The sequence below is a fragment of the Pseudomonas hydrolytica genome (assembly GCF_021495345.1).
Taxonomy (GTDB): Bacteria; Pseudomonadota; Gammaproteobacteria; order Pseudomonadales; family Pseudomonadaceae; genus Aquipseudomonas; species Aquipseudomonas hydrolytica.
This window is the reverse complement of the sequence record NZ_CP099397.1, coordinates 4,536,381-4,563,158: the sequence shown is the minus strand read 5'-3', so window position 1 is coordinate 4,563,158 and position 26,778 is coordinate 4,536,381. Positions and strand designations below refer to the sequence as shown.

At 62.4% G+C, this 26,778-nt stretch carries 34 protein-coding genes; 31 read left to right on the top strand and 3 right to left on the bottom strand.

Annotated elements, in window-relative coordinates; genetic code table 11:
- Positions 1 to 12: 12 nt before the first annotated feature.
- The 24 genes from rpsC to bfr all read left to right on the top strand — a co-directional run bounded on the left by rpsC (position 13) and on the right by bfr (position 14,768).
- Positions 13 to 699 (top strand): 30S ribosomal protein S3, encoded by a 687-nt coding sequence (gene rpsC, locus L1F06_RS21505; protein ID WP_003243898.1) that lies wholly within the window; start codon positions 13 to 15, stop codon positions 697 to 699.
- A 12-nt stretch (positions 700 to 711) separates the two neighbouring features.
- Positions 712 to 1,125 carry a 50S ribosomal protein L16 gene (rplP, locus tag L1F06_RS21500; protein WP_003243901.1) on the top strand — a complete coding sequence of 138 codons (414 nt, stop codon included), beginning with the start codon at positions 712 to 714 and terminating at the stop codon, positions 1,123 to 1,125.
- Entirely contained in the window at positions 1,125 to 1,316 is a 192-nt protein-coding gene (gene rpmC / locus L1F06_RS21495; protein ID WP_003243902.1) for a 50S ribosomal protein L29, read from the top strand. The genes rplP and rpmC overlap by 1 nt, the downstream gene beginning before the upstream one ends.
- Positions 1,317 to 1,318: 2 nt before the next feature.
- Positions 1,319 to 1,585: a 30S ribosomal protein S17 gene (rpsQ, locus tag L1F06_RS21490; protein ID WP_003243904.1), complete on the top strand. Its 267-nt coding sequence runs from the start codon at positions 1,319 to 1,321 to the stop codon at positions 1,583 to 1,585.
- A gap of 23 nt (positions 1,586 to 1,608) precedes the next feature.
- Complete coding sequence (gene rplN, locus L1F06_RS21485; RefSeq protein ID WP_003243907.1) at positions 1,609 to 1,977, top strand: 50S ribosomal protein L14; 369 nt, start codon at positions 1,609 to 1,611, stop codon at positions 1,975 to 1,977.
- An 11-nt stretch (positions 1,978 to 1,988) separates the two neighbouring features.
- Positions 1,989 to 2,303: a 50S ribosomal protein L24 gene (rplX, locus tag L1F06_RS21480; protein WP_003243909.1), complete on the top strand. Its 315-nt coding sequence runs from the start codon at positions 1,989 to 1,991 to the stop codon at positions 2,301 to 2,303.
- Between the two features lie 19 nt (positions 2,304 to 2,322).
- The gene (rplE, locus tag L1F06_RS21475; RefSeq protein ID WP_003243911.1) at positions 2,323 to 2,862 is read left to right on the top strand and encodes a 50S ribosomal protein L5; all 540 of its coding nucleotides are present in this window, start codon (positions 2,323 to 2,325) and stop codon (positions 2,860 to 2,862) included.
- A 14-nt stretch (positions 2,863 to 2,876) separates the two neighbouring features.
- Positions 2,877 to 3,182: a 30S ribosomal protein S14 gene (rpsN, locus tag L1F06_RS21470; protein ID WP_003243912.1), complete on the top strand. Its 306-nt coding sequence runs from the start codon at positions 2,877 to 2,879 to the stop codon at positions 3,180 to 3,182.
- 192 nt (positions 3,183 to 3,374) lie between these two features.
- Positions 3,375 to 3,767, top strand: coding sequence for a 30S ribosomal protein S8 (gene rpsH / locus L1F06_RS21465; RefSeq protein WP_003243915.1), 393 nt, complete (start codon positions 3,375 to 3,377; stop codon positions 3,765 to 3,767).
- Between the two features lie 12 nt (positions 3,768 to 3,779).
- Entirely contained in the window at positions 3,780 to 4,313 is a 534-nt protein-coding gene (gene rplF, locus L1F06_RS21460; RefSeq protein ID WP_003243917.1) for a 50S ribosomal protein L6, read from the top strand.
- 11 nt (positions 4,314 to 4,324) lie between these two features.
- A complete protein-coding gene (rplR, locus tag L1F06_RS21455; protein ID WP_003243919.1) occupies positions 4,325 to 4,675 on the top strand; it encodes a 50S ribosomal protein L18 in 351 nt (116 codons plus the stop codon).
- 3 nt (positions 4,676 to 4,678) lie between these two features.
- Positions 4,679 to 5,179 (top strand): 30S ribosomal protein S5, encoded by a 501-nt coding sequence (gene rpsE, locus L1F06_RS21450; RefSeq protein WP_003243920.1) that lies wholly within the window; start codon positions 4,679 to 4,681, stop codon positions 5,177 to 5,179.
- A 2-nt stretch (positions 5,180 to 5,181) separates the two neighbouring features.
- Positions 5,182 to 5,361, top strand: a complete 180-nt coding sequence (rpmD, locus tag L1F06_RS21445; protein WP_003243922.1) for a 50S ribosomal protein L30 — start codon at positions 5,182 to 5,184, stop codon at positions 5,359 to 5,361.
- A gap of 2 nt (positions 5,362 to 5,363) precedes the next feature.
- Entirely contained in the window at positions 5,364 to 5,795 is a 432-nt protein-coding gene (gene rplO / locus L1F06_RS21440; RefSeq protein WP_003243924.1) for a 50S ribosomal protein L15, read from the top strand.
- A complete protein-coding gene (gene secY, locus L1F06_RS21435) occupies positions 5,796 to 7,124 on the top strand; it encodes a preprotein translocase subunit SecY (RefSeq protein WP_003243925.1) in 1,329 nt (442 codons plus the stop codon). It begins immediately after the preceding gene.
- Positions 7,125 to 7,152: 28 nt separating this feature from the next.
- Positions 7,153 to 7,269, top strand: a complete 117-nt coding sequence (gene rpmJ, locus L1F06_RS21430; RefSeq protein WP_002555468.1) for a 50S ribosomal protein L36 — start codon at positions 7,153 to 7,155, stop codon at positions 7,267 to 7,269.
- A gap of 133 nt (positions 7,270 to 7,402) precedes the next feature.
- Positions 7,403 to 7,759, top strand: a complete 357-nt coding sequence (gene rpsM / locus L1F06_RS21425; RefSeq protein ID WP_012019780.1) for a 30S ribosomal protein S13 — start codon at positions 7,403 to 7,405, stop codon at positions 7,757 to 7,759.
- Positions 7,760 to 7,789: 30 nt separating this feature from the next.
- Positions 7,790 to 8,179 (top strand): 30S ribosomal protein S11, encoded by a 390-nt coding sequence (rpsK, locus tag L1F06_RS21420; RefSeq protein ID WP_003243933.1) that lies wholly within the window; start codon positions 7,790 to 7,792, stop codon positions 8,177 to 8,179.
- 17 nt (positions 8,180 to 8,196) lie between these two features.
- Complete coding sequence (gene rpsD, locus L1F06_RS21415; RefSeq protein ID WP_003243935.1) at positions 8,197 to 8,817, top strand: 30S ribosomal protein S4; 621 nt, start codon at positions 8,197 to 8,199, stop codon at positions 8,815 to 8,817.
- A gap of 22 nt (positions 8,818 to 8,839) precedes the next feature.
- Complete coding sequence (locus tag L1F06_RS21410) at positions 8,840 to 9,841, top strand: DNA-directed RNA polymerase subunit alpha (RefSeq protein ID WP_003243938.1); 1,002 nt, start codon at positions 8,840 to 8,842, stop codon at positions 9,839 to 9,841.
- A 44-nt stretch (positions 9,842 to 9,885) separates the two neighbouring features.
- Positions 9,886 to 10,272: a 50S ribosomal protein L17 gene (rplQ, locus tag L1F06_RS21405; RefSeq protein ID WP_003243945.1), complete on the top strand. Its 387-nt coding sequence runs from the start codon at positions 9,886 to 9,888 to the stop codon at positions 10,270 to 10,272.
- A 201-nt stretch (positions 10,273 to 10,473) separates the two neighbouring features.
- Complete coding sequence (locus L1F06_RS21400) at positions 10,474 to 11,853, top strand: Na+/H+ antiporter NhaC family protein (protein ID WP_129483037.1); 1,380 nt, start codon at positions 10,474 to 10,476, stop codon at positions 11,851 to 11,853.
- A 182-nt stretch (positions 11,854 to 12,035) separates the two neighbouring features.
- Complete coding sequence (gene katG / locus L1F06_RS21395; protein WP_129483036.1) at positions 12,036 to 14,186, top strand: catalase/peroxidase HPI; 2,151 nt, start codon at positions 12,036 to 12,038, stop codon at positions 14,184 to 14,186.
- 117 nt (positions 14,187 to 14,303) lie between these two features.
- Positions 14,304 to 14,768 (top strand): bacterioferritin, encoded by a 465-nt coding sequence (gene bfr / locus L1F06_RS21390; protein ID WP_003243949.1) that lies wholly within the window; start codon positions 14,304 to 14,306, stop codon positions 14,766 to 14,768.
- A 151-nt stretch (positions 14,769 to 14,919) separates the two neighbouring features.
- Here bfr and L1F06_RS21385 read toward each other — a convergent pair whose 3' ends face one another.
- Positions 14,920 to 16,188, bottom strand: a complete 1,269-nt coding sequence (locus L1F06_RS21385; RefSeq protein WP_012019777.1) for a M14 family zinc carboxypeptidase — start codon at positions 16,186 to 16,188, stop codon at positions 14,920 to 14,922.
- A gap of 98 nt (positions 16,189 to 16,286) precedes the next feature.
- Positions 16,287 to 19,127, bottom strand: coding sequence for an excinuclease ABC subunit UvrA (gene uvrA / locus L1F06_RS21380; RefSeq protein WP_129483035.1), 2,841 nt, complete (start codon positions 19,125 to 19,127; stop codon positions 16,287 to 16,289).
- A gap of 134 nt (positions 19,128 to 19,261) precedes the next feature.
- Between uvrA and L1F06_RS21375 the strand changes: the two genes are divergently transcribed.
- The 4 genes from L1F06_RS21375 to L1F06_RS21360 are packed head-to-tail and all read left to right on the top strand — an operon-like array spanning position 19,262 to position 22,970.
- Positions 19,262 to 20,656, top strand: coding sequence for an MFS transporter (locus L1F06_RS21375; RefSeq protein WP_129483034.1), 1,395 nt, complete (start codon positions 19,262 to 19,264; stop codon positions 20,654 to 20,656).
- Positions 20,657 to 20,665: 9 nt separating this feature from the next.
- The gene (locus L1F06_RS21370) at positions 20,666 to 21,154 is read left to right on the top strand and encodes a single-stranded DNA-binding protein (protein ID WP_003243957.1); all 489 of its coding nucleotides are present in this window, start codon (positions 20,666 to 20,668) and stop codon (positions 21,152 to 21,154) included.
- 18 nt (positions 21,155 to 21,172) lie between these two features.
- The gene (locus L1F06_RS21365) at positions 21,173 to 22,057 is read left to right on the top strand and encodes a sugar nucleotide-binding protein (protein WP_129483033.1); all 885 of its coding nucleotides are present in this window, start codon (positions 21,173 to 21,175) and stop codon (positions 22,055 to 22,057) included.
- Entirely contained in the window at positions 22,050 to 22,970 is a 921-nt protein-coding gene (locus tag L1F06_RS21360) for an NAD-dependent epimerase/dehydratase family protein (RefSeq protein ID WP_129483032.1), read from the top strand. The genes L1F06_RS21365 and L1F06_RS21360 overlap by 8 nt, the downstream gene beginning before the upstream one ends.
- A 260-nt stretch (positions 22,971 to 23,230) precedes the next feature.
- Here L1F06_RS21360 and L1F06_RS21355 read toward each other — a convergent pair whose 3' ends face one another.
- Positions 23,231 to 23,914 (bottom strand): OmpW/AlkL family protein, encoded by a 684-nt coding sequence (locus L1F06_RS21355; protein WP_003243965.1) that lies wholly within the window; start codon positions 23,912 to 23,914, stop codon positions 23,231 to 23,233.
- Between the two features lie 192 nt (positions 23,915 to 24,106).
- Between L1F06_RS21355 and L1F06_RS21350 the strand changes: the two genes are divergently transcribed.
- Genes L1F06_RS21350 through L1F06_RS21340 form a run of 3 tightly spaced genes read left to right on the top strand, consistent with a single transcriptional unit; the run spans position 24,107 to position 26,767 of the window.
- On the top strand, positions 24,107 to 24,880 hold the full coding sequence (locus L1F06_RS21350) for a DUF3450 domain-containing protein (protein WP_129483031.1): 774 nt from the start codon (positions 24,107 to 24,109) through the stop codon (positions 24,878 to 24,880).
- Complete coding sequence (locus L1F06_RS21345; RefSeq protein ID WP_129483030.1) at positions 24,877 to 26,226, top strand: MotA/TolQ/ExbB proton channel family protein; 1,350 nt, start codon at positions 24,877 to 24,879, stop codon at positions 26,224 to 26,226. The genes L1F06_RS21350 and L1F06_RS21345 overlap by 4 nt, the downstream gene beginning before the upstream one ends.
- The gene (locus L1F06_RS21340; protein ID WP_003243970.1) at positions 26,219 to 26,767 is read left to right on the top strand and encodes a MotA/TolQ/ExbB proton channel family protein; all 549 of its coding nucleotides are present in this window, start codon (positions 26,219 to 26,221) and stop codon (positions 26,765 to 26,767) included. Before L1F06_RS21345 ends, L1F06_RS21340 begins: the two co-directional genes overlap by 8 nt.
- Positions 26,768 to 26,778: the final 11 nt, after the last annotated feature.

Genomic DNA, 26,778 nt, shown 5'->3' with positions numbered 1-26,778 from the left:
GGAGTCGATCAGATGGGTCAGAAAGTACATCCCGTTGGCATCCGCCTGGGAATCGTCAAGGATCACACCTCGGTCTGGTACGCAGATGGTCGCAATTACGCCGACTACCTGAACGCCGACCTGAAGGTTCGTGCATACCTGCAAGACAAACTAAAAAGCGCGTCCGTTAGCCGTATCGACATCGCTCGTCCGGCTCAAACCGCACGCATCACCATCCACACCGCTCGTCCCGGCATCGTGATCGGCAAGAAAGGTGAAGATGTTGAGAAGCTGCGTCAGGACCTGACCAAGCAAATGGGTGTGCCGGTGCACATCAACATCGAAGAGATCCGCAAGCCGGAGCTCGACGGTATGCTGGTTGCGCAGAGCGTAGCTCAGCAGCTGGAGCGTCGCGTTATGTTCCGTCGCGCCATGAAGCGCGCTGTACAGAACGCCATGCGCATTGGTGCCAAGGGCATCAAGATCCAGGTGAGCGGTCGTCTTGGCGGCGCTGAAATTGCCCGTACCGAGTGGTATCGCGAAGGTCGTGTGCCTCTGCACACCCTGCGTGCCGATATCGATTACGCCACCTACGAAGCGCACACCACTTACGGTGTGATCGGCGTCAAGGTTTGGATCTTCAAGGGTGAGGTCATCGGTGGCCGCACTGAAGAGCTGAAGCCGCAAGCGCCCGCTCCTCGTAAAGCTGCTAAGAAATAAGGAGTACGCATCATGTTGCAACCAAAGCGTACGAAGTTCCGCAAGCAGATGACCGGCCACAACCGTGGTCTGGCTCAGCGCGGTAGCAAGGTCAGCTTCGGCGAGTTCGCGCTGAAGTCTGTCGCCCGCGGTCGTCTCACCGCTCGTCAGATCGAGTCCGCTCGTCGTGCTCTGACCCGTCACGTTAAGCGTGGCGGCAAGATCTGGATCCGCGTCTTCCCGGACAAGCCGGTTACCAAGAAGCCTCTCGAAGTGCGTATGGGTAAAGGTAAGGGTGGCGTTGAATACTGGGTAGCCCAGATCCAGCCAGGCAAGGTCCTGTACGAGATCGAAGGCGTATCCGAAGAGCTGGCGCGCGAGGCATTTGCCCTGGCTGCTGCAAAGCTGCCGCTCGCCACCACCTTTGTTAAGCGGACGGTGATGTGATGAAAGCGACCGAACTTCGTGAAAAAAGCGCACAACAGCTGAACGAGCAACTGCTCGAGCTGCTGCGCGACCAGTTCAATCTGCGTATGCAGAAGGCGACTGGCCAGCTGGGGCAGTCTCACCTGCTCTCGCAAGTGAAGCGCGACATCGCTCGCGTCAAGACTGTCCTCAGCCAGCAGGCAGGTAAGTGATCATGGCCGAAGTTGAAAAAACAGTCCGTACGCTGACCGGCCGTGTTGTCAGCGACAAGATGGACAAGACCATCACCGTTCTGATCGAGCGTCGCGTCAAGCACCCGATCTACGGTAAATACGTCAAGCGTTCGACCAAGCTGCACGCTCACGACGAAAGCAACCAGTGCAAGATCGGCGACAAGGTTTCCATTCGCGAAACCCGCCCGCAGTCCAAGACCAAGTCCTGGGCTCTGGTTGAAGTCGTTGAACGCGCCGTCGAAGTCTAAGAGCTAAGGGTCGGAGAAATTTTATGATTCAGACTCAATCCATGCTCGATGTGGCTGACAACAGCGGTGCACGTCGTGTTATGTGCATCAAGGTGCTGGGCGGCTCGCATCGTCGCTACGCCGGCATCGGCGACATCATCAAGGTCACCGTCAAGGAAGCAATTCCGCGCGGCAAAGTGAAGAAAGGTCAGGTCATGACCGCAGTGGTCGTTCGTACCCGTCACGGCGTTCGCCGTGCCGATGGCTCGATCATTCGCTTCGACGGCAACGCTGCTGTTCTGCTGAACAACAAGCAAGAGCCGATCGGTACCCGTATCTTCGGGCCGGTGACCCGTGAACTGCGTTCCGAGAAGTTCATGAAGATCGTCTCGCTCGCCCCTGAAGTGCTTTAAGGAGATCCGACATGCAAAAGATTCGTCGTGACGACGAGATCATCGTGATCGCCGGCAAAGACAAAGGTAAGCGCGGTAAGGTGCTCAAGGTTCTCGCTGACGACCGTCTGGTCGTCGGTGGCATCAACCTGGTGAAGCGTCATACCAAGCCGAACCCGATGTCGGGCGTTCAAGGCGGTATCGTCGAGAAAGAAGCGCCGCTGCACGCTTCCAACGTTGCCATCTTCAACTCTGAAACCAACAAGGCTGATCGCGTTGGCTTCAAGATCGAAGACGGCAAGAAAATTCGTGTCTTCAAGTCCACCCAGAAGCCGGTTGGCGCTTGAGAATCCGTAGGTAAATACCATGGCACGACTGAAAGAGATTTACCGGAAGGAAATCGCGCCCAAGCTGAAGGAAGAACTGAAGCTGGCCAACGTGATGGAAGTTCCGCGCATCACCAAGATCACCCTGAACATGGGCCTGGGCGAAGCGATCGGTGACAAGAAAGTCATCGAGAACGCTGTTGCCGACCTCGAGAAGATCACCGGTCAGAAAGTCGTGGTGACTCATGCCCGCAAGTCGATCGCAGGTTTCAAGGTTCGTGAAGGTTGGCCGATTGGCGTCAAGGTCACTCTGCGTCGCGAGCGTATGTACGAGTTCCTGGATCGTCTGCTGTCCATCTCCCTGCCGCGCGTGCGTGACTTCCGCGGCCTGAATGCCAAGTCCTTCGATGGCCGTGGCAACTACAGCATGGGCGTGAAAGAGCAGATCATCTTCCCGGAAATCGATTACGACAAGATCGATGCGCTGCGTGGTCTGGACATCACCCTGACTACCACTGCCCGTAACGATGATGAAGGCCGCGCTCTGCTGCGTGCTTTCAACTTCCCGTTCCGCAACTGATCGGAGTCTGGACAATGGCCAAGACAAGCATGAAAAACCGCGAGCTGAAGCGTCAGCAAACGGTTGCCAAGTACGCCAAGAAGCGTGCCGAGCTGAAAGCGATCATCGCCAACCCGAACTCCACTCCGGAAGCTCGTTGGGAAGCTCAGGTCGCTCTGCAGAAGCAGCCGCGTGACGCCAGCGCCTCGCGCCTGCGTAACCGTTGCCGCATCACCGGCCGTCCGCACGGCGTTTACCGCAAGTTCGGTCTGTCGCGTAACAAACTGCGCGAAGCCGCCATGCGTGGTGACGTACCGGGCCTGGTGAAAGCCAGCTGGTAAGTAGCAGTAAAAAAGCGAAGCCGGCCTAGTGCCGGCTTTGTCTTTATATGAACAAGCCCCTTTTGGGGCTTGCTTCATTTTTGATCGGTCTCTAGAATGTCCGGCTCTCCTGAGCCTGGTATTTCCATGCCGAGCTTTTGGATGATCCCACAGCCCTCGGGCTGTTCTTTTTGTATCAGGAGCGTCTAGCCCATGAGTATGCAGGACCCGTTAGCGGACATGCTAACTCGTATCCGTAATGCCCAGATGGCTGAAAAGTCCGTCGTAAGCATGCCGTCTTCCACTCTGAAGGTGGCTGTAGCCAAGGTTCTGAAGGACGAAGGTTACATTGCGGGTTATGAAGTCAATGGCGAAGCCAAGCCGCAGCTGTCCATCGAGCTGAAGTACTTCGAAGGCCGTCCGGTCATCGAGGAAGTCAAGCGCGTGAGCCGTCCCGGCCTTCGTCAATACAAATCCGTCGATGACCTGCCGAAGGTACGCGGCGGTCTCGGTGTTTCCATCGTCTCCACCAACAAAGGTGTGATGACGGATCGCGCTGCGCGCGCTGCCGGTGTCGGCGGCGAAGTGCTCTGCACCGTGTTCTAAGGGGGGATAAGCATGTCTCGCGTTGCTAAGAACCCCGTTGTGCTGCCTGCCGGTGTCGAGGTCAAACTCGCCGGTCAGCAGCTTTCGGTCAAGGGTGCCAAGGGCGCTCTGGAACTGAACGTTCACTCTTCCGTAGAAGTGATCCAGGAAGGCTCCGAACTGCGTTTCGCCGCTCGTAACGGCGATCAGCAGAACAAGGCCATGGCCGGCACCACTCGTGCTCTGGTCAACAACATGGTCATCGGCGTCAGCCAAGGCTTCGAGCGCAAGCTGCAACTGGTCGGCGTAGGCTACAAGGCCCAGGCCAAAGGTCAGGTGCTGAACCTCGCGCTGGGCTTCTCTCACCCGATCGACTACGAACTGCCGGCAGGCGTCGTGGCTGAAACCCCTAACCAGACCGAGATCCTGATCAAGGGTATCGACAAGCAACTGGTGGGTCAGGTGGCTGCGGAGATCCGTGACTTCCGTCGTCCTGAGCCTTACAAGGGCAAAGGCGTTCGTTACGCGGATGAAGTCGTCCGTCGTAAAGAAGCCAAGAAGAAGTAAGGGGCTGAGATATGACCGACAAAAAAGTTACTCGTCTGCGTCGCGCTCGCAAAGCACGCCTGAAAATGCACGAGCTCGAAGCCGTGCGTCTGTGCGTGTATCGCTCTTCGCAACACATCTACGCCCAGGTCATTTCGGCCGACGGCAGCAAGGTTCTGGCCAGCGCCTCGACCTTGGACAAAGCACTGCGTGATGGCGCCACTGGCAACGTCGACGCCGCCAAGAAAGTAGGTCAGCTGGTTGCCGAGCGCGCGAAAGCCGCTGGTGTGACTCAGGTTGCATTCGACCGTTCTGGCTTCAAGTACCACGGTCGCGTCAAGGCGCTGGCCGATGCTGCTCGTGAAGGCGGGCTGGAGTTCTAAGTTATGGCAAATAACGACCAAAAGCGCGACGAAGGCTATATCGAGAAGCTGGTCCAGGTTAACCGCGTTGCCAAGACCGTAAAGGGTGGCCGTATCTTCACCTTCACCGCGCTGACCGTGGTGGGTGATGGCAAGGGCCGCGTCGGTTTCGGCCGTGGCAAGTCCCGCGAAGTACCGGCTGCCATCCAGAAGGCGATGGAAGCTGCGCGTCGCAACATGATCCAGGTGGATCTGAACGGCACCACTCTGCAGTACCCGATCAAGTCCGCTCATGGCGCCTCCAAGGTGTACATGCAGCCGGCTTCCGAAGGTACCGGTATCATCGCCGGCGGCGCCATGCGTGCCGTTCTGGAAGTGGCTGGTGTACAGAACGTTCTGGCCAAGTGCTACGGCTCGACCAACCCGGTGAACGTGGTTCATGCCACCTTCAAGGGTCTGAAGACCATGCAGTCTCCGGAATCCGTTGCAGCCAAGCGTGGCAAGAGCGTCGAGGAGATTCTCTAACCATGGCTAATACCGTCAAAGTGACTCTGATCAAGAGCACCAATGGCCGTCTGGCCAATCACAAAGCTTGCGTCAAGGGCCTGGGCCTGCGTCGCATCGGTCACACCGTAGAGGTTCTGGATACTCCGGAAAACCGCGGCATGATCAACAAGGCTTACTACCTGCTGAAGGTGGAGGGTTAATCATGCAACTGAACGATCTGCGTTCCGCGCCGGGTGCCCGTCGCGAGAAGCACCGTCCGGGCCGTGGCATCGGCAGCGGTCTGGGTAAGACCGGTGGCCGTGGCCACAAAGGTCAGACCTCCCGCTCCGGTGGTTCCATCGCTCCGGGCTTCGAGGGTGGTCAGCAGCCGCTGCACCGCCGTCTGCCGAAGTTCGGCTTCGTCTCCCTGAAGGCTATGGATCGCGCTGAAGTGCGTACCTCCGAGCTGAACAAGCTGGAAGGCGTTGTCACTCTGCAGGCTCTGAAGGATGCCAATCTGGTTGGCCAACACGTACAGCGCGTGAAAGTGATGCTGTCCGGTGAGGTTACCCGTGCGGTCACCCTGAAAGGCATCGCTGCCACCAAAGGTGCGCGTGCGGCTATCGAAGCAGCTGGCGGTAAGTTCGAGGACTAAATGGCTAAGCAAGGTGCTCTCTCAGCGCTGGCAGGTGGCGGGTTGTCCGAACTCTGGGCTCGTTTGCGCTTCCTGTTCATGGCGATCATCGTCTACCGGATAGGTGCGCACATCCCGGTTCCTGGCATCAACCCAGACCGACTGGCGGATCTGTTCCGGCAGAATGAGGGGACCATTCTTAGCTTGTTCAACATGTTTTCCGGCGGCGCGCTGGAGCGGATGAGCATCTTTGCACTGGGGATCATGCCGTACATCTCGGCATCGATCATCATGCAGCTGATGACCGCCGTCAGCCCGCAGCTGGAGCAGTTGAAGAAGGAAGGTGAAGCTGGCCGTCGCAAGATCAGCCAGTACACCCGCTACGGCACTCTCGTCCTGGCGTTCGTTCAGGCCATCGGTATGTCCGTTGGTCTGGCCAGTCAGGGCGTGGCGTTCTCGGTCGATTTCGGCTTCCATTTCGTGGCGATCACCACTTTCGTGGCGGGCGCGATGTTCATGATGTGGCTGGGCGAGCAGATCACCGAGCGCGGTGTCGGCAACGGTATCTCGATGCTGATCTTTGCAGGCATCGTGGCCGGTCTGCCGTCGGCGATCGGGCAGTCTTTCGAGTCTGCTCGTCAGGGCGATATCAACATCTTCGCTCTGATCGCCATCGGCCTGCTGGCAGTAGCGATCATCGGTTTCGTGGTGTTCATCGAGCGTGGTCAGCGTCGCATTGCGGTGCACTACGCCAAGCGTCAGCAGGGCCGCAAGGTCTTCGCTGCGCAGACCAGCCACCTGCCGTTGAAGGTGAACATGGCGGGCGTAATCCCGGCCATTTTCGCCAGCAGCCTTCTGCTGTTCCCGGCCTCGCTGGGTGCCTGGTTCGGTCAGTCCGAGGGTTTGGGCTGGCTGCAGGACATTTCGCAGGCTATCGCTCCTGGTCAGCCGTTGAACATTCTGCTGTTTAGTGCAGGGATCATTTTCTTCTGCTTCTTCTACACGGCACTGATGTTCAACCCGAAAGACGTGGCGGAAAACCTGAAGAAGTCCGGTGCCTTTATTCCGGGCATTCGTCCGGGCGAGCAGTCGGCGCGCTATATCGATGGCGTTCTGACCCGCTTGACCATGTTCGGTGCTCTGTACATGACGGCCGTGTGCCTGCTGCCCCAGTTCCTGGTGGTTGCGGCCAACGTTCCGTTCTACCTTGGCGGGACCTCGTTGCTGATCGTGGTTGTGGTTGTCATGGACTTCATGTCCCAAGTGCAATCGCACCTCGTGTCTCACCAGTACGATTCCCTGATGAAGAAAGCCAACCTGAAGGGCTATGGCAGCGGCATGCTCCGCTGATCCACCCGTAAGGTTCGAGGAGTTGGTAATGAAAGTTCGTGCATCGGTGAAAAAGCTGTGCCGTAACTGCAAAATTATCCGTCGCGAAGGTGTCGTGCGGGTGATCTGCAGCGCAGAGCCGCGTCACAAGCAGCGCCAAGGCTGAGTGTGAACCACGCGTGATAAGCCCGGCAGCTAGTGCGCTGCCGGGTTGATTATTTGTTTTTACAGCGTTAATATCTCGCGCCCTATTTCTTGGCTTCCGGGGCGTAGGTAGCTGTCAATTGGAGTTCCACTGAATGGCCCGTATTGCAGGCGTTAACATTCCGGATAACAAGCACACTGTTATCTCGCTGACCTACATCTATGGTGTTGGTCGCACCACTGCACAGAAAATCTGTGCCGCTACCGGCGTAAACCCGGCTGCGAAAATCAAGGATCTGACTGACGAGCAGATCGAACAGCTGCGTGGCGAAGTAGCCAAGGTGAATACCGAAGGCGACCTGCGTCGTGAAGTGAATATGAAGATCAAGCGCTTGATGGATCTGGGTTGCTACCGCGGCCTGCGTCATCGTAAAGGTCTGCCGGTTCGCGGTCAGCGTACCAAGACCAACGCTCGCACCCGCAAGGGCCCGCGTAAGCCGATCCGCAAGTAATCGCATTCGCGAATCGACAGGAATTTAGTCATGGCAAAACCTGCTGCTCGTACTCGTAAGAAAGTCAAAAAGACGGTGGTTGATGGCATCGCCCACATCCACGCGTCTTTCAACAACACCATCGTGACCATCACCGACCGTCAGGGCAACGCCCTGTCCTGGGCTACCTCGGGTGGTTCGGGTTTCCGCGGCTCGCGTAAGTCCACTCCGTTCGCTGCCCAGATCGCCGCCGAGCGCGCTGGTCAGGCCGCTCTGGAGTATGGCCTGAAGAACCTCGACGTGAACGTCAAGGGCCCGGGTCCAGGTCGCGAATCTGCCGTGCGTGCTCTGAACGCCTGCGGCTACAAAATCGCCAGCATCACCGACGTGACGCCGATCCCGCACAACGGGTGCCGTCCGCCGAAGAAGCGTCGCGTGTAAACAGGAGACAGTGAGAAATGGCTCGTTACATTGGTCCCAAGTGCAAACTGTCTCGCCGTGAAGGCACCGATCTCTTCCTGAAGAGCGGTGTTCGCGCGCTTGAATCTAAGTGCAACATCGAAGCAGCTCCCGGTATTCACGGTCAGCGTCGCGGTCGCCAGTCCGACTACGGCACCCAGCTGCGTGAGAAGCAGAAAGTGCGTCGTATCTACGGCGTTCTGGAGCGTCAGTTCAGCGGTTACTACAAGCAAGCTGCCAGCCAGAAGGGCGCCACCGGCGAAAACCTGCTGCAACTGCTGGAGTGCCGTCTGGATAACGTGGTTTACCGTATGGGCTTTGGTGCTACCCGTGCCGAATCCCGTCAGCTGGTTTCGCACAAAGCAATCAGCGTCAACGGTCAGACCGTAAACGTACCGTCCTACCAGGTTAAAGCTGGCGACGTCGTTGCTGTTCGCGAGAAATCGAAGAACCAGCTGCGCATCGCTCAGGCTCTTGAGCTCTGCGCCCAGCGCGGCCGCGTTGAGTGGGTAGAAGTAGACGCCGAGAAGAAGTCTGGTGTGTTCAAGAACGTACCGGCTCGTGGCGATCTGTCCGCTGACATCAACGAGAGCCTGATTGTCGAGCTCTACTCCAAGTAAGGGCTAGAAAATAGGTGCATCCATGCAGATTTCGGTAAATGAGTTCCTGACCCCCCGTCACATCGATGTGCAGGAGGTCAGTCCGACCCGCGCCAAGATCACCCTCGAGCCTCTCGAGCGTGGTTTCGGCCATACCCTGGGCAACGCGCTGCGTCGCATCCTGTTGTCCTCCATGCCTGGCTGTGCAGTAGTCGAGGCCGAGATCGACGGCGTACTCCACGAGTACTCCGCGATCGAAGGTGTGCAGGAAGATGTAATCGAGATCCTGCTCAACCTGAAAGGTCTGGCTATCAAGCTGCACGGCCGTGACGAAGTGACCCTGACTCTGGCTAAGAAGGGCCCGGGCGTAGTTACCGCTGCCGATATTCAGCTGGATCACGATGTCGAAATCGTCAATGGCGACCACGTCATCGCCAACCTGGCCGCCAATGGCTCGCTGAACATGAAGCTCACCGTAGCTCGTGGTCGCGGCTATGAGCCGGCTGACGCGCGTCAGAGCGACGAAGATGAAAGCCGCAGCATTGGTCGCTTGCAGCTGGATGCTTCGTTCAGCCCTGTGCGTCGGGTTGCTTACGTGGTGGAAAACGCCCGTGTCGAGCAGCGCACCAACCTGGACAAACTGGTTATCGACCTGGAAACCAACGGTACCCTGGATCCTGAAGAGGCCATCCGTCGTGCCGCGACCATCCTGCAGCAGCAGCTGGCCGCGTTCGTCGACCTCAAGGGCGACAGCGAGCCGGTAGTGGTCGAGCAGGAAGACGAGATCGATCCGATCCTGCTGCGTCCTGTCGATGACCTGGAACTGACCGTACGTTCGGCCAACTGCCTCAAGGCAGAGAACATCTACTACATCGGCGACCTGATTCAGCGCACCGAAGTAGAGCTGCTCAAAACCCCGAACCTGGGCAAGAAATCCCTGACCGAAATCAAGGATGTTCTGGCTTCTCGCGGTCTGTCCCTCGGTATGCGCCTCGATAACTGGCCGCCGGCAAGTCTGAAGAAAGACGATAAGGCCACTGCCTGATCGTCATCATCACCGAACGAACAAGTTTGGTAAGGAATTGAACCATGCGTCATCGTAAAAGTGGCCGTCACCTCAGCCGCACCAGCGCTCACCGCAAGGCCATGTTCCAGAACATGGCGGTCTCGCTGTTCGAGCACGAGCTGATCAAAACTACCCTGCCGAAAGCCAAGGAGCTGCGTCGCGTTGCCGAGCCGCTGATCACCCTGGCCAAGGAAGACAGCGTTGCCAACCGTCGTCTGGCCTTCGATCGTACCCGTTCGAAAGCCATCGTCGGCAAGCTGTTCAACGATCTGGGCAAGCGCTACGCCACCCGTAACGGCGGCTACCTGCGCATCCTCAAGTGCGGTTTCCGCGCTGGCGACAACGCTCCGATGGCTTACGTTGAACTGGTCGACCGTCCGGTCGGCGGTTCGGTAGAAGCTGCCGAGTAAGTTGCTGGTTGTACGAAGAACCGGGCCTCGTGCCCGGTTTTTTGTTGCCCGTGATTCGTCGAGTCGCAGACGGGCAGTCTTGGATGCGTGAATATTTTTCCGCACGTCGTGTTTGATATTGTGTACGTCCTGGGGCTCGGGTAAGGTGCGGCAGTCTCCGCTTCGCCGGTGTGCCGGCCCCAATAAGAACAATTGCTGATCATGTCCGAACCTACTGCTCTGAGTCTTATCCCGCCTGCCGTTGTCCTGACCCTCGCCATCTGGCTGCGTCGCCCCATCCTCGCCTTGCTGATCGGGGCCTGCAGCGGCCTGCTGCTGCTTTCGCCGCAGGATGCGCTGGGCAGCTTCGCGGAAATTTCCCTCAAGGTGATGCAGGACGAAACCATCGGCTGGCTGATCCTGGTGTGCGGCAGCTTCGGCGCACTCATCGCCCTGCTGGTGCGTACCGGTGGCGCGCTGGCCTTCGGCCGCAGCGCACTGAAGCTGGCCAAGGGGCGCCGCTCTTCGTTGCTGATGACCTTCGTGCTCGGCGTGGTGATCTTCGTCGACGACTACCTCAATGCCCTGACGGTGGGCGAGACCATGAAGCGCGTCACCGACCGCTTCAGAATCTCCCGCGAGAAGCTGGCCTACGTGGTCGACTCCACCGCCGCACCGATCTGCGTGCTGGTGCCGCTGTCCACCTGGGCGGTGTTCTTTGGCGGCCTGCTGGAGAACAACGGCATCGCCGAGACCGGTCAGGGCATCAACGTGTATATCCAGGCCATTCCCTACATGCTCTATGCCTGGGCTGCGGTGCTGCTGGTGGTGCTGGTGGCCGCTGGGCTATTCCCGGACATCGGGCCGATGCGCAAGGCCGAATTGCAGGCGCGCCACGGTTCCGCCGGTGCCATGCACGTTGGCGAGCTGAGCCCTGAGCACAACTACTCGATGAAGTCGCTGGAGGAGGAGTTCGAAGGCGCCGACAAGGAGAGCGGCAAGCTGCACAACTTCCTGGTGCCGCTGGCCATGCTGGTCGGCTTCACCGTGTATTTCGACATCGACGTGTGGATGGGCATGATCGCCACCATGCTGCTGACCCTGCCGTTCTATCTGGTGCAGCGCCTGATGCCGCTGTCGGAGATGCTCGATCAGATGGTCGACGGCTTCAAGACCATGTTGCCGGCCATCGGCATCTGCGTGGCGGCCTTCGTGTTCAAGGACGTCTGCGATCAGCTGATGCTGCCGCAGTACGTGGTCGAGACGCTCAAGCCCTACATGACGCCGCAGATGCTGCCGGCCATGGTGTTCCTGTGCATGGCGGTGCTGAGCTTCGCCACCGGCTCGTCCTGGGGCATCTTTGCCGTGACCATTCCCATCGTCATGCCTCTGGCCTATGCGCTGGGTGCGGACATTCCGCTGGTGATCGGCGCGCTGATGTCGGCCTCGGCCTTCGGCAGCCAGGCCTGCTTCTACAGCGACTCCACGGTGCTGGCGGCGCAGGGCTCGGGCTGCAATCTGATCAGCCACGCCATCACCCAGCTGCCCTACACCCTGGTGGCTGCCGCTCTGGCTTTCGTGGGATTCATCCTCGTCGCCTGAGCCTTGTTGCACGCAGTCGAAAACGGGCCCTGGTGGCCCGTTTTTTCATGTCGCTCTCGAAAGAAAATAACTATCGGGTCGTTACGCTTCATGAATTGGTTCGCCCAGCGAAGCGGGACTAGGCTTGTTGCATTGTCGGCCGCAGTCGAGGGGACCGACCCGATGAGGAGAAGGAGAGAACCATGTCCAACCAAGGTAAATGTCCGTTCAATCACGTCGCGGGGGGCGGCACGACCAACAAGGATTGGTGGCCGAACCAGCTGCGTGTGGACTTGCTGAACCAGCACTCCGACCGATCCAACCCGCTGGGCGAGAAGTTCAACTACGCCGAAGCATTCAAGAAGCTCGACTACAAGGCGCTGAAGGCCGATCTGGTCAAGCTGATGACCGATAGCCAGGATTGGTGGCCCGCCGACTTCGGCCATTACGGCCCGCAGTTCATTCGCATGGCCTGGCACTCCGCCGGCACCTATCGCACCACCGACGGCCGCGGCGGCGGTGGCCGTGGTCAGCAGCGTTTCGCCCCGCTGAACTCCTGGCCGGACAACGTCAACATCGACAAGTCGCGTCGCCTGCTGTGGCCGATCAAGCAGAAGTACGGCCAGTCCATTTCCTGGGCCGACCTGTACATCCTCGCCGGCAACGTCGCGCTGGAATCCATGGGGTTCCGCACCTTCGGCTTCGGTGCCGGTCGCGAGGACGTGTGGGAACCGGATCAGGACGTCAACTGGGGGGCCGAGATCGCCTGGCTGGGTGTCGATCCCAAGCGCGTCAACGATGAGCGTGAGCTGACCGCGCCGTTTGGCGCCACGCACATGGGCCTGATCTACGTGAACCCCGAGGGCCCCAACGCCAGCGGCGACTACCTGGCCGCGGCCAAGGATATTCGCGCCACCTTCTATCGCATGGCCATGGACGATGAAGAGATCGTCGCGCTGATCGCCGGCGGTCACACCTTCGGCAAGGCCCACGGCGCTGCGCCCGAGTCACACAAGGGCCCGGAGCCGGAAGGCGCGCCGATCGAAGCGCAGGGCCTGGGCTGGACCAGCAACTTCGGCAGCGGTTTCGGCAAGGACACCGTTTCCAGCGGTCTGGAGGTGACCTGGACGAAGACGCCGGCATTGTGGAGCAACAACTTCTTCGAGAACCTGTTCAAGTTCGAATGGGAGCTGACCAAGTCGCCTGCCGGGGCCAAGCAGTGGGTGGCCAAGGATGCGCCGGAGATCATCCCTGACGCGCATGTGCCGGGCAAATTCCACAAGCCGACCATGCTTACCACCGACCTCACCCTGCGTTTCGATCCCGAGTTCGGCAAGATTTCCAAGCGCTTCTACGAAGATCCGCAGGCCTTCGCCGATGCCTTCGCGCGCGCTTGGTACAAGCTGACGCACCGCGACATGGGACCGAAGGCCCGCTACCTCGGCCCGGAAGTGCCGAAAGAGGATCTGATCTGGCAAGACCCGCTGCCGGCTGCCATCCATAACCCGAGCGCTGCCGATATCGCCGATCTGAAAGCCAAGATCGCTGCATCCGGGCTGTCGGTCGGTGACCTGGTCTCCGTGGCCTGGGCTTCGGCCTCCACCTTCCGCGGTGGCGACAAGCGCGGCGGGGCCAACGGCGCGCGTCTGGCGCTGGCGCCGCAGAAGGACTGGGAAGCCAACCAGCGGGCGATCAAGGTGCTGCCGAAACTGGTGGAAATCCAGCAGGCTTCCGGCAAGGCGTCGCTGGCCGATGTGATCGTGCTGGCCGGTAACGTCGGTGTGGAGCAGGCGGCCAAGGCTGCCGGCGTGGCGGTGGACGTGCCCTTCGCTGCGGGCCGCGTCGATGCGCGCCAGGATCAGACCGACGTGGAGTCCTTCGATGTGCTGGAGTCGGCCGCCGATGGCTTCCGCAACTACAGCAAGGGCAACCTGGGTGTGCCTACCGAAACGATGCTGGTGGACAAGGCGCAGATGCTCACCCTGACCGCGCCGGAGCTGACCGCACTGGTCGGTGGCCTGCGGGTGCTGGGCGCCAACTACGATGGCAGCCAGCATGGCGTGTTCACCGACAAGGTGGGCGTGCTGTCGAACGACTTCTTCGTCAACCTGCTCGATATGAACACCGTCTGGAAAGCGGTGGATGACAGCAACGAAGTGTTCGAGGGCAGGGGGCGCAAGGATGGTCAGGTGAAGTACACCGCCACCCGTAACGACCTGGTGTTCGGCTCCAACTCCATCCTGCGGGCCTATGCCGAGGTGTACGCCAGCAGCGACGGCAAGGAGAAACTGGTCAAGGATTTCGTCGCCGCCTGGACCAAGGTGATGAACCTGGATCGCTTCGATCTGGCCTGACGCTGCGTCAATGAGGCGCAACGCCTCCCTCGTGGAGGCGTTGTGCTTTTGCTTGACCGAAAACCGCACCAGGTGGAGCATGGCCCCCTGCTTACGAATGCAACAAGGATTGCCGGCATGAAAGGCCATATCGAAGTCATCGACTACCTCAAGCAGCTGCTCAAGGGCGAGCTGGCGGCGCGCGACCAGTACTTCATCCATTCGCGGCTGTACGAGGACTGGGGCTTCAGCAAGCTCTACGAGCGCATCAACCACGAGATGGAAGAGGAAACCCAGCACGCCGATGCCCTGCTCAAGCGCATCATCTTCCTCGAGGGCGTGCCGGACATGGTGCCCAATGCCTTCACGTTCGGGCAGACCGTGCCCGAGGCGCTGAAGCTCGACCTGGCGCTGGAATACGAGGTGCGTGCGGCCCTGAGCAAGGGCATCGAACTGTGCGAGAAGCATCAGGATTATCAGACCCGCGACATCCTCCTGACCCAGCTCAAGGACACGGAGGAAGACCACGCCTACTGGCTGGAGATTCAGCTGCAGCTGATCGACAAGCTGGGGCTGGAGAAGTACCTGCAGAGTCAGATGTAAGCGCTGGTAGCGGCACTCGCCGTTTCCTCGATGAAAAAGCCGCGACGCCCTGAGGCGCGCGGCTTTTTTCTTGGCCAATCAGCCGTCCCGGTTGCGCTCCGGCGATCGGTGCGCGCGGCGCACCCTACGGGTTACGGGCCTTTCTGCGCCGCTATTCCTCGTGCGGATTGTCCAGCGGCTCGTCCACTTCCTGTCCGGGTGGCAGCAGACGATCCGTTTCGGCCGGGTCCTGTGTCAGCAGGCTGCCGTCTGCGGTGGCGACCAGGAGGGCTTCGAGCATCTCTCGGACATTGTTGCGCAACATGCCCTTGGACTTCTGGCCGCGGCTGTTCAGGCCCGTGATCTCCATCAGGATATTGCCGCCCAGAGGACCCTCGGCGCCGCTGGCCAGGCGTTCGCTCGCGAGCAGGGCGTAGGCGTTGCGCGCTATCCCCGGGTCACCACCGCCGCGGCGGATGCTGCCGTCCGGGCGTTCGTAGTAATAGTTGGTGATTTCCATATTGCCGAGCTGCATCGAGCGCTTCTTCATCACCAGGGCCATCTGCTTCGACAACGCCACCGCCGCGGGCGCGACGGCGGCATTGGTCGGCCAGACGATCGAGCCGGTGACCTGACGGCCCGGGCGATTGGCTTCGGGATCTGCTTCGTCGAGCACCACGGCCGGATTCTGATTGTGCACGTCGACCAGCCACATCGGCTGGTACTTGTCGTAGGCGTTGCGTACCGCCACGGCTTCGGGCACCGGATTGAGGCCCGGGTCGAAATGGCGCTGATCGGCCAGCCCGGGATTGCAGAGGATCTGGGGGCTCTGGCTCCAGTCCGGCCAGTGATAGCGATTGATGTCGTAGCTCCAGCGGCGTTCGCCATTCTCGGCGGTATAGGCCGTGACGTTGGCGCCGAGACCCTGGTCGAGCCGCTGCGGGTCGACGCTGCCGTCGTCGCGCAGGCAGGTGGCGCTGGTTTGGGGGGCGCTGAAATCCATGTTGCCGCGGCTGGCCCGGGCTGTGCCGTCGGGATTCACACGAGGGATGAAGATCACCTGCAGGTGGTCCAGCACCTGCCTGGAAAAGGCGCCGCCGGCTGCCAGCTTGCGCATCAGGTCCAGGGCGGCCTCGGTGCCGTGGGGCTCGTTGCCATGCTGCTGGGTGATGATCATCACCGCCGGATTACCCGTTTGCCCCAGGCGGGCCAGCCAGATGGGGCGACCCTCTCCGCTGCTGCCCGCTTGCTCCAGGGTGAGCGAACCACCGGAGCGGCGGGCCAGACCGGCGAGTTGATCGTAGAGTTGCGCATTGCTCATGAAGCCTTCGAGCGAGACCTGCTGCTGCTCGTTGATCCATGGGCCGTTCGGCTGGGCGGCTGTGGCGCCCAGGGGTAGCAGGCTCGCACCGAGTAGCAGGGAAGCGAAAGTCAGACGCATAGGGGGGACTCTCCTTGTGATAGGCGATTGTCCCGCCTGCACTGCCCGGGGGACCCCAGTTTGACCTGGCCCGGGCGTGGAGGTTGCGTCGAAGCTGCTTAGCTGGCGGTGCGCTCGCGCTCCAGCAACGGCTTGAGGAAGTGCCCGGTGTGCGACGCGGGATTGGCCGCGACCTCTTCCGGTGTGCCGGTGGCGATGATCATGCCGCCCTTGGAGCCGCCCTCGGGGCCGAGGTCGACGATCCAGTCGGCGGTCTTGATCACGTCCAGGTTGTGCTCGATCACCACCACGGTATTGCCGTGGTCGCGCAGGCGATGGAGTACGTCGAGCAGTTGCTGGATATCGGCGAAGTGCAGGCCGGTGGTGGGTTCGTCGAGGATGTACAGGGTCTTGCCGGTGTCGCGTTTGGACAGTTCGCGGCTCAGCTTGACCCGCTGCGCCTCGCCACCGGACAGGGTGGTCGCCGACTGCCCGAGCTTGATGTAGGACAGGCCCACGTCCATCAGCGTCTGCAGCTTGCGGGCGATGGCCGGCACGGCATCGAAGAAGGCGCGGGCGTCCTCGATGGTCATGTCCAGCACCTCGGTGATGCTCTTGCCCTTGTACTTCACCTCCAGGGTTTCGCGGTTGTAGCGCTTGCCCTTGCACACGTCGCACGGCACATAGATGTCCGGCAAGAAGTGCATTTCCACCTTGATCACGCCGTCGCCCTGGCAGGCCTCGCAGCGCCCGCCCTTGACGTTGAAGGAGAAGCGGCCCGGGCCATAACCGCGCGAACGCGACTCCGGCACGCCGGCGAACAGCTCGCGGATCGGCGTGAACAGGCCGGTGTAGGTGGCCGGGTTGGAGCGCGGCGTGCGGCCGATCGGGCTCTGGTCGATGTCCACTACCTTGTCCAGGTGCTGCAGGCCGTCGAACGCTTCGTAGGGCGCCGCTTCCAGGCTGGTGGCGCCGTTGAGCGCGGTGGCAGTGATGGGGAACAGGGTGTTGTTGATCAGCGTCGACTTGCCCGAACCGGACACGCCGGTGACGCAGGTGAGCAGGCCGACCGGGATCTCCAGATCGACCTTGCGCAGGTTGTTGCCGCGTGCGCCCTTGAGCTTCAGCGATTTTTTCTTGTCGCGCGGGGTGCGGGTGGCCGGGTAGCGGATCCTGGTGCGCCCGGACAGGTAGCTGCCGGTCAACGACTCGGGGTCGGCCATCACCTCGTCCGGCGTACCCTGGGAGACGATCTGCCCGCCATGCACGCCGGCGCCGGGGCCGATGTCCACCACGTAGTCGGCCAGGCGGATGGCGTCCTCGTCGTGCTCGACCACGATCACCGTGTTGCCCAGGTTGCGCAGGTGGGTGAGGGTGGCCAGCAGGCGCTCGTTGTCGCGCTGGTGCAGGCCGATGGAGGGCTCGTCGAGGATGTACATGACGCCCACCAGGCCGGCGCCGATCTGGCTGGCCAGGCGGATGCGCTGCGCCTCGCCACCGGACAGGGTGTCGGCGCTGCGATCAAGGGTCAAATAGTCGAGGCCGACGTTGACCAGGAACTGCAGGCGCTCGCGGATTTCCTTGAGGATCTTCTCGGCGATCTCGCCACGGCGGCCGGTCAGGTGCAGATCACCGAAGTAATCGCAGGCATCGCCCACCGGCAGGCCGGTCACCGCCGGCAGGGTCTTCTCGCCGACCCAGACGTGCCGCGCTTCGCGGCGCAGGCGCGTGCCGCGGCAGTCCGGGCAGGGCTGGGTGCTGAGGAACTTGGCCAGTTCCTCGCGCACGCTGGCCGATTCGGTCTCGCGATAGCGGCGCTCGAGGTTGGGGATGATGCCCTCGAAGGGGTGCGAGCGTTTGACGATGTCGCCGCGGTCGTTGAGGTACTTGAAGTCGACGCTCTGCGTACCGCTGCCGAACAGGATCACCTTCTGGTGCTCGGCGGCCAGCTCGTCGAACGGCTGCTCCAGGCTGAATCCATAGTGGTTGGATAGCGAGCCGAGCATCTGGAAGTAGTAGACGTTGCGCCGATCCCAGCCGCGGATGGCGCCTTCGGCCAGGGTCAGTTCGCCGTTGACCAGGCGCTTGGCGTCGAAGAACTGCTTCACGCCCAGGCCGTCGCAGGTCGGGCAGGCGCCGGCCGGGTTGTTGAAGGAGAACAGCTTGGGTTCCAGCTCGCTGATCGAATGGCCGCAGTGCGGACAGGCGAAGCGCGCGGAGAAGATGATCTCTTCGCCTTCTTCGTCGTCCATGGGCGCGATCAGGGCAATGCCGTCTGCCAGGCCGAGGGCGGTCTCGAAGGATTCGGCCAGGCGCTGCTGCAAGTCCTCGCGCACCTTGAAGCGGTCCACCACCACGTCGATGCTGTGCTTCTTCTGCTTGTCCAGCTTGGGCAGCTCGTCCAGCTCATGCAGCTTGCCGTTGACCCGGGCGCGGACGAAGCCCTGCGCGCGCAGTTCCTCGAACACCGACAGGTGCTCGCCCTTGCGCTCGCGCACGACAGGGGCGAGCAGCATCAGCTTGCGGCCTTCCGGCAGGGCCAGCACCTGATCGACCATCTGGCTGACGGTCTGCGCTTCCAGCGGCACGTCGTGGTCCGGGCAGCGCGGCGTACCGACGCGGGCATAGAGCAGGCGCAGGTAGTCGTAGATCTCGGTGATGGTGCCCACCGTCGAACGCGGGTTGTGCGAGGTGGACTTCTGCTCGATGGAGATGGCCGGGGAGAGGCCTTCGATGGTGTCGACGTCGGGTTTTTCCATCATCGACAGGAACTGCCGGGCGTAGGCCGACAGGGATTCGACGTAACGGCGCTGGCCCTCGGCGTACAGCGTGTCGAAGGCCAGGGAGGATTTGCCGGAGCCGGACAGGCCGGTGATCACGATCAGCTTGTCGCGCGGCAGGGTCAGGTCGATGTTCTTGAGGTTGTGGGTGCGGGCACCACGAATGAGGATCTTGTCCAATTACATCAGCCTCGCTTGGCGAGCGGAAAACGGTCGAGTATAGGGCTTGCTGTTGTCCTGCGGCAAAGTGCGCTCCTGTATCGGTACGGTGAGGACTGCTAGAATCGCCGGCTGATTTTCTCGGGACTTCTTTGATGCACGATCTGCACAGCGAGCGCATGAGCAGTGGCGAGACCCGCGCGGCCGGCGGCCTGGCGCTGGTGTTTGCATTTCGTATGCTGGGCATGTTCATGGTGCTGCCGGTACTGGCCACCTACGGCATGGACCTGGCCGGCAGCACGCCGGCACTGATCGGCCTGGCCATCGGTGCCTATGGTTTGACCCAGGCTGTGCTGCAAATTCCCTTCGGCATGCTCAGCGACCGCATCGGCCGACGTCCGGTGATCTATGTCGGCCTGCTGATCTTCGCTGCCGGCAGCGTGCTGGCGGCCAACGCCGACTCGATCTGGGGCGTGATCGCCGGGCGCGTGCTGCAGGGCGCCGGGGCGATCTCGGCGGCGGTGATGGCGCTGCTCTCGGACCTGACCCGCGAACAGCACCGCACCAAGGCCATGGCCATGATCGGCATGAGCATCGGCCTGTCGTTCGCCGTGGCCATGGTGGTCGGGCCGCTGCTGACGCGCGCCTTCGGTCTGGCCGGGCTGTTCTGGGCCACCGCGGCGATGGCGCTGCTGGGCATCCTGATCGTCGCCGGGGTCGTGCCGAAAGAGGCCGGGCCGCTGCAGCACCGCGAGTCCGGGGTAGCGGCGCAGGCCCTGTGGCCGACCCTCCGGCATGGCGACCTGCTGCGTCTGGACTTCGCCATTCTGGCCCTGCACGCGGTGCTCATGGCCAGCTTCGTCGCCTTGCCGCTGGCGCTGGTAGAGCAGGGCGGGCTGGTCAAGGAAGAGCACTGGTGGGTCTACCTCACCGCGCTGCTGATCGGCTTCTTCGGCATGGTGCCGTTCATCATCTACGGCGAGAAGAAGCGCCAGATGAAGCGCGTGCTGCTCGGCGCGGTAAGCGTATTGCTGCTCTGCGAGCTGTACTTCGCCCTGTTCGGCACCAGCCTGCGCGCACTGGTGCTGGGGATCGTGCTGTTCTTCACCGCCTTCAACCTGCTGGAGGCTTCGCTGCCGTCACTGGTCAGCAAGGTGGCGCCGGCCGGCGGCAAGGGCACGGCGATGGGCGTCTACTCCACTAGCCAGTTCCTCGGGGCGGCGCTGGGTGGCATTCTCGGCGGCTGGCTGTATCAGCAGGCGGGGCTCGTCGGTGTGTTCATCGGCTGCGCTGCGCTCTGTGCAATTTGGCTGGCCATTGCTGTTACTATGCGCGAACCGCCGTATGTGACCAGTTTGCGCCTGCCGCTCGACGCCGCGGCATTGGCCGATGTCGGACTGGTCGAGCGCCTCAAGGCGACGCCGGGAGTGGCGGATGCCGTGGTGGTGGTCGACGAAGCGGCCATCTATATCAAAGTGGATACCCAACAAGTGGATCGCACGTCTCTGCAGCGCCTGATCGCATCGGCGCCAGCGGCGAGCGGAGCCTAGGAGAACGTTATGGCCCGTGGGGTTAACAAAGTCATTCTGGTCGGCACCTGCGGCCAGGACCCTGAAACACGCTACCTGCCCAGCGGCAACGCGGTGACCAACCTGAGCCTGGCCACCAGCGAGCAGTGGACCGACAAGCAGACCGGGCAGAAGGTCGAGAAGACCGAGTGGCACCGTGTCGCCCTGTTCGGCAAGGTCGCCGAGATCGCCGGCGAGTACCTGCGCAAGGGTTCGCAGGTGTACATCGAAGGCAAGCTGCAGACCCGCGAGTGGGAAAAGGACGGCATCAAGCGCTATACCACCGAGATCATCGTCGACATGCAGGGCACCATGCAGCTGCTCGGCGGCCGTCCGAGCGGTGACGAAGGCGGCGCGCCGCGTCAGTCGCGTCCGGCTCCTCAGCGCGAGCAGCAGGCTCCTCGTCAGGAGCGCCCGGCTCCGCAGCAGGCCCAGCCCGCGCCGGACTACGACAGCTTCGACGACGACATCCCGTTCTAAGCGGGCGGGCTCTAGCCTATGCGAATGCGCCTGATGCTGCTGGGCGGCGGTAGTGCCCTGGGGCATGCGCTGATTCGGCTCGGCGCCGAGGAGGACATCGGCTTCCTGGCGCCCAGGCCGCCCGAGTCGGGCTGGGATGCCGCCAGCCTGACCGAGCTGCTCGATGAAACCCGCCCCGATGCCCTGGTCAACCTGGCCTATTACTTCGACTGGTTCCAGGCCGAATCGGTGGCCGAGTCGCGCCTGCAGACTCAGGAGCGTGCAGTGGAGCGCCTGGCCGAGCTGTGCCAGCACCACGGCATCGTTCTGCTGCAGCCTTCCAGCTATCGGGTCTTCGACGGCTCGCGTGCCACCGCCTACAGCGAGAAGGAAGAACCGGTGCCACTTGGCCTGCGTGGCCAGGCACTGTGGCGCCTGGAGCAGAGCGTGCGGGCGATCTGCCCGCGGCATGTGCTGCTGCGCTTCGGCTGGCTGCTCGACGACAGTCGCGAAGGCCTGCTCGGGCGCTTTCTGCAGCGCGCCGAGCGCGACGACGCGCTGTACCTGGCCGATGACCGGCGCGGCAATCCGACACCGGTGGATGACGCGGCGCGGGTGATTCTCGCGGTGCTCAAGCAGCTCGATTGCGAGTCTCCCCTGTGGGGCACCTACCACTACGGTGGTCACGAGGCGAGCACCTCGCTGAGTCTGGGCCAGGCGGTGCTGAGCGAGGCGCGTCACTACCGCAGTAATCTGGTCGAGGACATTGCGCCACAGGCGCACTCCGCGCGTCCGGACGCAGCCGATGAGCCGCAACACGCGGTGCTGGCCTGCAAGAAGATTCTTCACACCTTCGGCATCAAGCCGCGCGCCTGGCGTGCCGGTCTGCCGAGCCTGTTGGACCGTTATTACCGTCATGGCTGAAATTCTCGTAACCGGCGGCGCCGGCTTTATCGGCTCGCACCTGGTCGACGCCCTGTTGGCCGCCGGTCATGGCGTGTGCGTGCTGGACAATCTGTCCATGGGCAAGCGCAGCAACCTGCCGCTGGACAACCCCCGTCTGCGTTTCATCGAAGGGGATGTCGCCGATGCGGCACAGGTCGAGCAGGCCATGGCCGGCTGCGATGCCGTGGCGCATCTGGCAGCGGTGGCCTCGGTACAGGCGTCGGTGGACGACCCGGCGGCCACGCATCAGAGCAACTTCATCGGTACCCTCAACGTCTGCGAGGCCATGCGTCGGCACGGCGTGCGCCGCGTGCTGTACGCCTCCAGCGCGGCCATCTACGGCAACAATGGCGAAGGTCTGGCCATCGATGAAGACACCCCCAAGGCGCCGCTCACGCCCTATGCCGTGGACAAGCTGGCCAGCGAGCAGTATCTGGATTTCTACCGCCGTCAGCATGGGCTGGAGCCGGCGGTGTTTCGTTTCTTCAATATTTTCGGGCCGCGCCAGGATCCCTCTTCGCCCTATTCGGGGGTGATCAGCATCTTCACCCAGCGCGCCCAGCAGGGGCAGCCGATCAGCGTGTTCGGCGATGGCGAGCAGACCCGCGATTTCTTCTATGTCGGCGATCTGATCGAGTTGCTGTTGCAGGGCCTGTTCGGCGAGGTTGTCGAGCAACCGGTGAATGTCGGCTGGAACCAGGCGGTCAGCCTCAAGCAGCTGCTGGCGGAGATCGGTGCGCTCTGCGGCGGCCTGCCTCCGGTTACCCACCTGCCGGCGCGTGCCGGCGATATCCGCCACTCGCGTGCCGACAATGTGCGCCTGCGGGCGCATTACCGTCTGCCGCAGCAGACGCCGCTGCGTGAAGGCTTGCGCCAACTGCTCGGGCTGTAAGCCGCTTGGGACGCGGGACGCCTCGACCCTCATCGGTATCGCGAAGACCCTGTGGCTGAGCCGTTCCGCATGCGGTGTGTGCAGCGAAAGATACGCCCTCATCGGTGCGCGCGGCGCACCCTACGCGTAGTCGGGCTATCGGCGTGCTATCTGAGGCACGCACCGTAGGGTGCGCCGTGCGCACCAAAGCTTGCCCGGGCTGTACATCGGGTAAATGAAAAAGCCGGCATCTGCCGGCTTTTTCGTTTTCGCGCGGGCTGTCAGAACTTGTAGCCCAGGCCGACCATGTAGACGAAGGGATCGACATCCACATCGACCTTGACCTTGTCGCCGGCCAGGTAGGTGGTGCCGGTGGTGTCGATGTCGATGTAGCGCACCTGGGCATTGAGCATCAGCTTGTCGGTGAGCATGTAGTCCATGCCGACCTGGCCGGCCAGGCCCCAGGAGTCCTTCATGTCGAGGCCGCGGAAGCCCTTGCCTTCGGCTTCGCTGCTCAGCTCGGTGTCGAAGAACCAGGTGTAGTTGATGCCGATACCGACATAGGGCTGGAAGGCCGAGCTCTTGTCTAGCGGGTAGTAGACGGCGCTGAGGGTCGGCGGCAGGTGCTTGAGGCTGCCCAGCTTGCCGTTGAGGCCGGCGAAGGCGCCGGGCATGCCCTTGACGCCTACGTCATGGCTGAACGGGGTGGCTGCCAGCAGTTCGATGCCGAAATGGTCGGTGACCATGTAGGCGAAGTTCAGACCCAACTGGGTATCGCTGTCCAGGGTGGCACCACTGCCGGGGACCTTACCGAGCACGGCGTGGTCGATATTGCCGCTGTCTTCGCGCGGGTCGACGGTGATTGCACCGGCACGCAGGATGATGTCGCCGGCCTGGTGAGCCTGGGCGACAGGGGCGGCGATGGCGAGGGCCAGCAGGGAGGCAGTGAACAGCGATTTGTACATGGCGAGCTCCAGTTCGAGTCGGTTGTGTCTTTGGCTGGGTTCAATGCTAAGCCACGCAACAATTCGCTTTTTGACCTGGCTCAATAGATCGGCGGGCTCTGCCGAGCTGTTTTGTCCATTGATTCGAATGCGTACGTAGATGATAATGTTTCTCTTTTTGCAGCAAGCCCGTCTGTCGAGGACCCTCTCCGCATGAATCGCTTCCCCCTCCGCTCCCTGGCCGCCGCCCTGATGCTGGCCAGCGGTTCGCTGGCTGCCGCACCGCTCGATGCGGCGCTGGACGAAAGCCAGCGTCTGGCCGCCGAGGCCAAAGCCTCTCAGGGCCGTGTCGAGCAGCTGGACGACGCCAGCCGCGAGATGCTCAATGAGTACCGTAACGCCTTGCAGCAGGCCGAGGCTTTGAAAGGTTATAACAGTCAACTTCGTGACCTGGTCGAAGCCCAGCGTCAGGAGCTGGCCAGTTATCAGAAGCAGCTCGATGGCATCGAGCGTACCCAGGAAGCGGTGAGCCCGCAGATGGTCAAGATGGTCGAGGTGCTGGGTGAGTTCATCGCCGCCGACCTGCCGTTTCTGCCCGAAGAACGTGAAGACCGTCTGGCTCAACTGCAGGACCTGCTGCCGCGCGCTGACGTGAGTCTGGCCGACAAATACCGCCGTATCCTCGAGGCCTACCAGATCGAGAGCGATTATGGCCGCACGCTCGAAGCCTGGCGCGGCGAGCTGAATCAGGCAGACGGTGGTTCGCGCAGTGTCGAGTTCCTGCGCCTGGGCCGCAGCATGCTCTATTACCAGACCCTCGATGCGCACGAGAGCGGCTGGTGGAACCCACAGACCAAGGCATGGGAAGTGCTCGACGGCAGCGCACGTCGTCCGTTGACCCAGGCCATCGCCATCGCCCGTCAGCAGCAGGCGCCTGCCGTGCTGTCCCTGCCGATCAAGACCTTGGCCGAGGAGGCCGCACAATGAGTCGTCGTGTTGTAGCCGTACTGGCGCTCAGCCTGTTGCCGGCACTGGCCGCCGTGGCCGAAACCCTCAACCCTGACCAACTGCTTCAGCGCATCCGCAGCGAGCGCGCTGCCGAAGTCAGCGCCATGCAGGAACGCGAACAGGCGTTTCTCTCCAAGCGCAGCGAGCAGGCTCAGTTGCTGGCTGCCGCGCGCTCCGCACTGAATACCCAGAAGGCCGAAAGCGAGCGTCTGAAGGCCGAGTTCGACCGCCAGGAGGCCGAGCTGGCCGAGCAGGAGAAACTGCTGGCGCAGCGCGTCGGTCATCTTGGCGAGTTGTTTGGCGTGGTGCGCCAGAGCGCCGGCGATGTTGCCGGGCAATGGCAGGACAGCCTGCTCAACGCCCAGTACCCGGAGCGCCTCAAGCGCCTCAAGGCATTGGCTGAAAGCCGCTCGCTGCCGTCCGCCGAGGATCTCGACGGCTACTGGATGCTGCTGCTCGAAGACCTGGCCGCCAGCGGCCGTATCGAGCGCCTGCAACTGCCGGTGGTGAGTGCCGATGGTTCGCGCCAGGAGCAACAGGTGCTGCGTGTGGGGGGCTTCGCTGTGTATGGCGAGGATGCCTTCCTGCGCTACGACGCCGATGCCGGGCAGCTGGTGGCGCCGCCGCGTCAGCCGTCCGGCCTGGGCCAGGTCAGGGACTACCTGAGCAGCTCCGACACGCTCGCCACGCTGCCCATCGACCCGAGCCGTGGCAGCCTGCTGGCGCAGCTGCAGCAGCAGCCGACCCTGTGGGATCGTCTGCAACAGGGTGGTCTGGTCGGTTGGGTGATCGTCGTGCTGGGCGCTTTCGGCCTGCTTCTGGCTGTGTGGCGCATGGTCTATCTGGGCCGCGTCGGCGGCGGCGTCAAGGCGCAGATGCATGACCTCAGCGCGCCGCGCAATGACAACCCGCTGGGTCGGGTGATCGGTGTGCTGGGCGCCAAGCCGCAACTGGCTGACCTGGAGACCCTGGAGCTGAAGCTGGACGAGGCGATCCTGCAGGAGACCCCGCCGCTGGAAAAAGGCCAGGGCCTGCTCAAACTGCTCGCCGCCGTGGCGCCGCTGCTCGGTCTGCTGGGCACCGTGACCGGCATGATCGTCACCTTCCAGGCCATCACCCAGAGCGGTGGCGGCGACTCGCGTCTGATGGCCGACGGCATTTCCCAGGCCCTGGTGACCACCGTGCTGGGCCTGGTGGTGGCCATCCCGCTGCTGTTCCTGCATAGCCTGCTGGCCAGCCGCAGCAAGGGCCTGATCCAGATCCTGGAGCAGCAGAGCGCCGGTCTGATCGCCCTGCATCTGTCGGGAGCGCCGCGCCGTGACTGATCTGTTCGCCTTCTGGCTGCGCGTGGTCGACAGTGCCTATGCACTGCTCGATTTCATGAGCGCCGGCGGCGTGGTGATGTGGGCGCTGGCGCTGCTCTGCGTGGTGTTCTGGACCCTGGTGTTCGAGCGCTTCTGGTACATGCGGCGGATCTTCCCGCGCTGGGTGCAGGAACGCCGCGAGGCCTGGCAGCAGGTGCTGGCCGATGACAACGGCAACTGGCAGCGCGCCGTGCGCCTGGCCTGGCTGGCGCAGGCGCGTCAGCAACTGGCAGCGCCGCTGCGCCTGGGCAAGACCCTGGTGGCGCTGTATCCGCTGCTGGGGCTGCTCGGCACCGTGCTGGGCATGATCGCCGTGTTCGACGTGCTCGCCCTCAACGGCACCGGCAACCCACGCGGCATGGCCGCAGGCGTCTGGCAGGCGACCCTGCCGACCATGGCCGGCATGGTCCTGGCCATCCCCGGATTGTTCAGCCTGGCACGCCTCGAGCGCGAAGCCAGCCAGGCCATCGAGCGGCTGGCCGACCAGCTGCGTCACGACTGAGATCGCCCAAC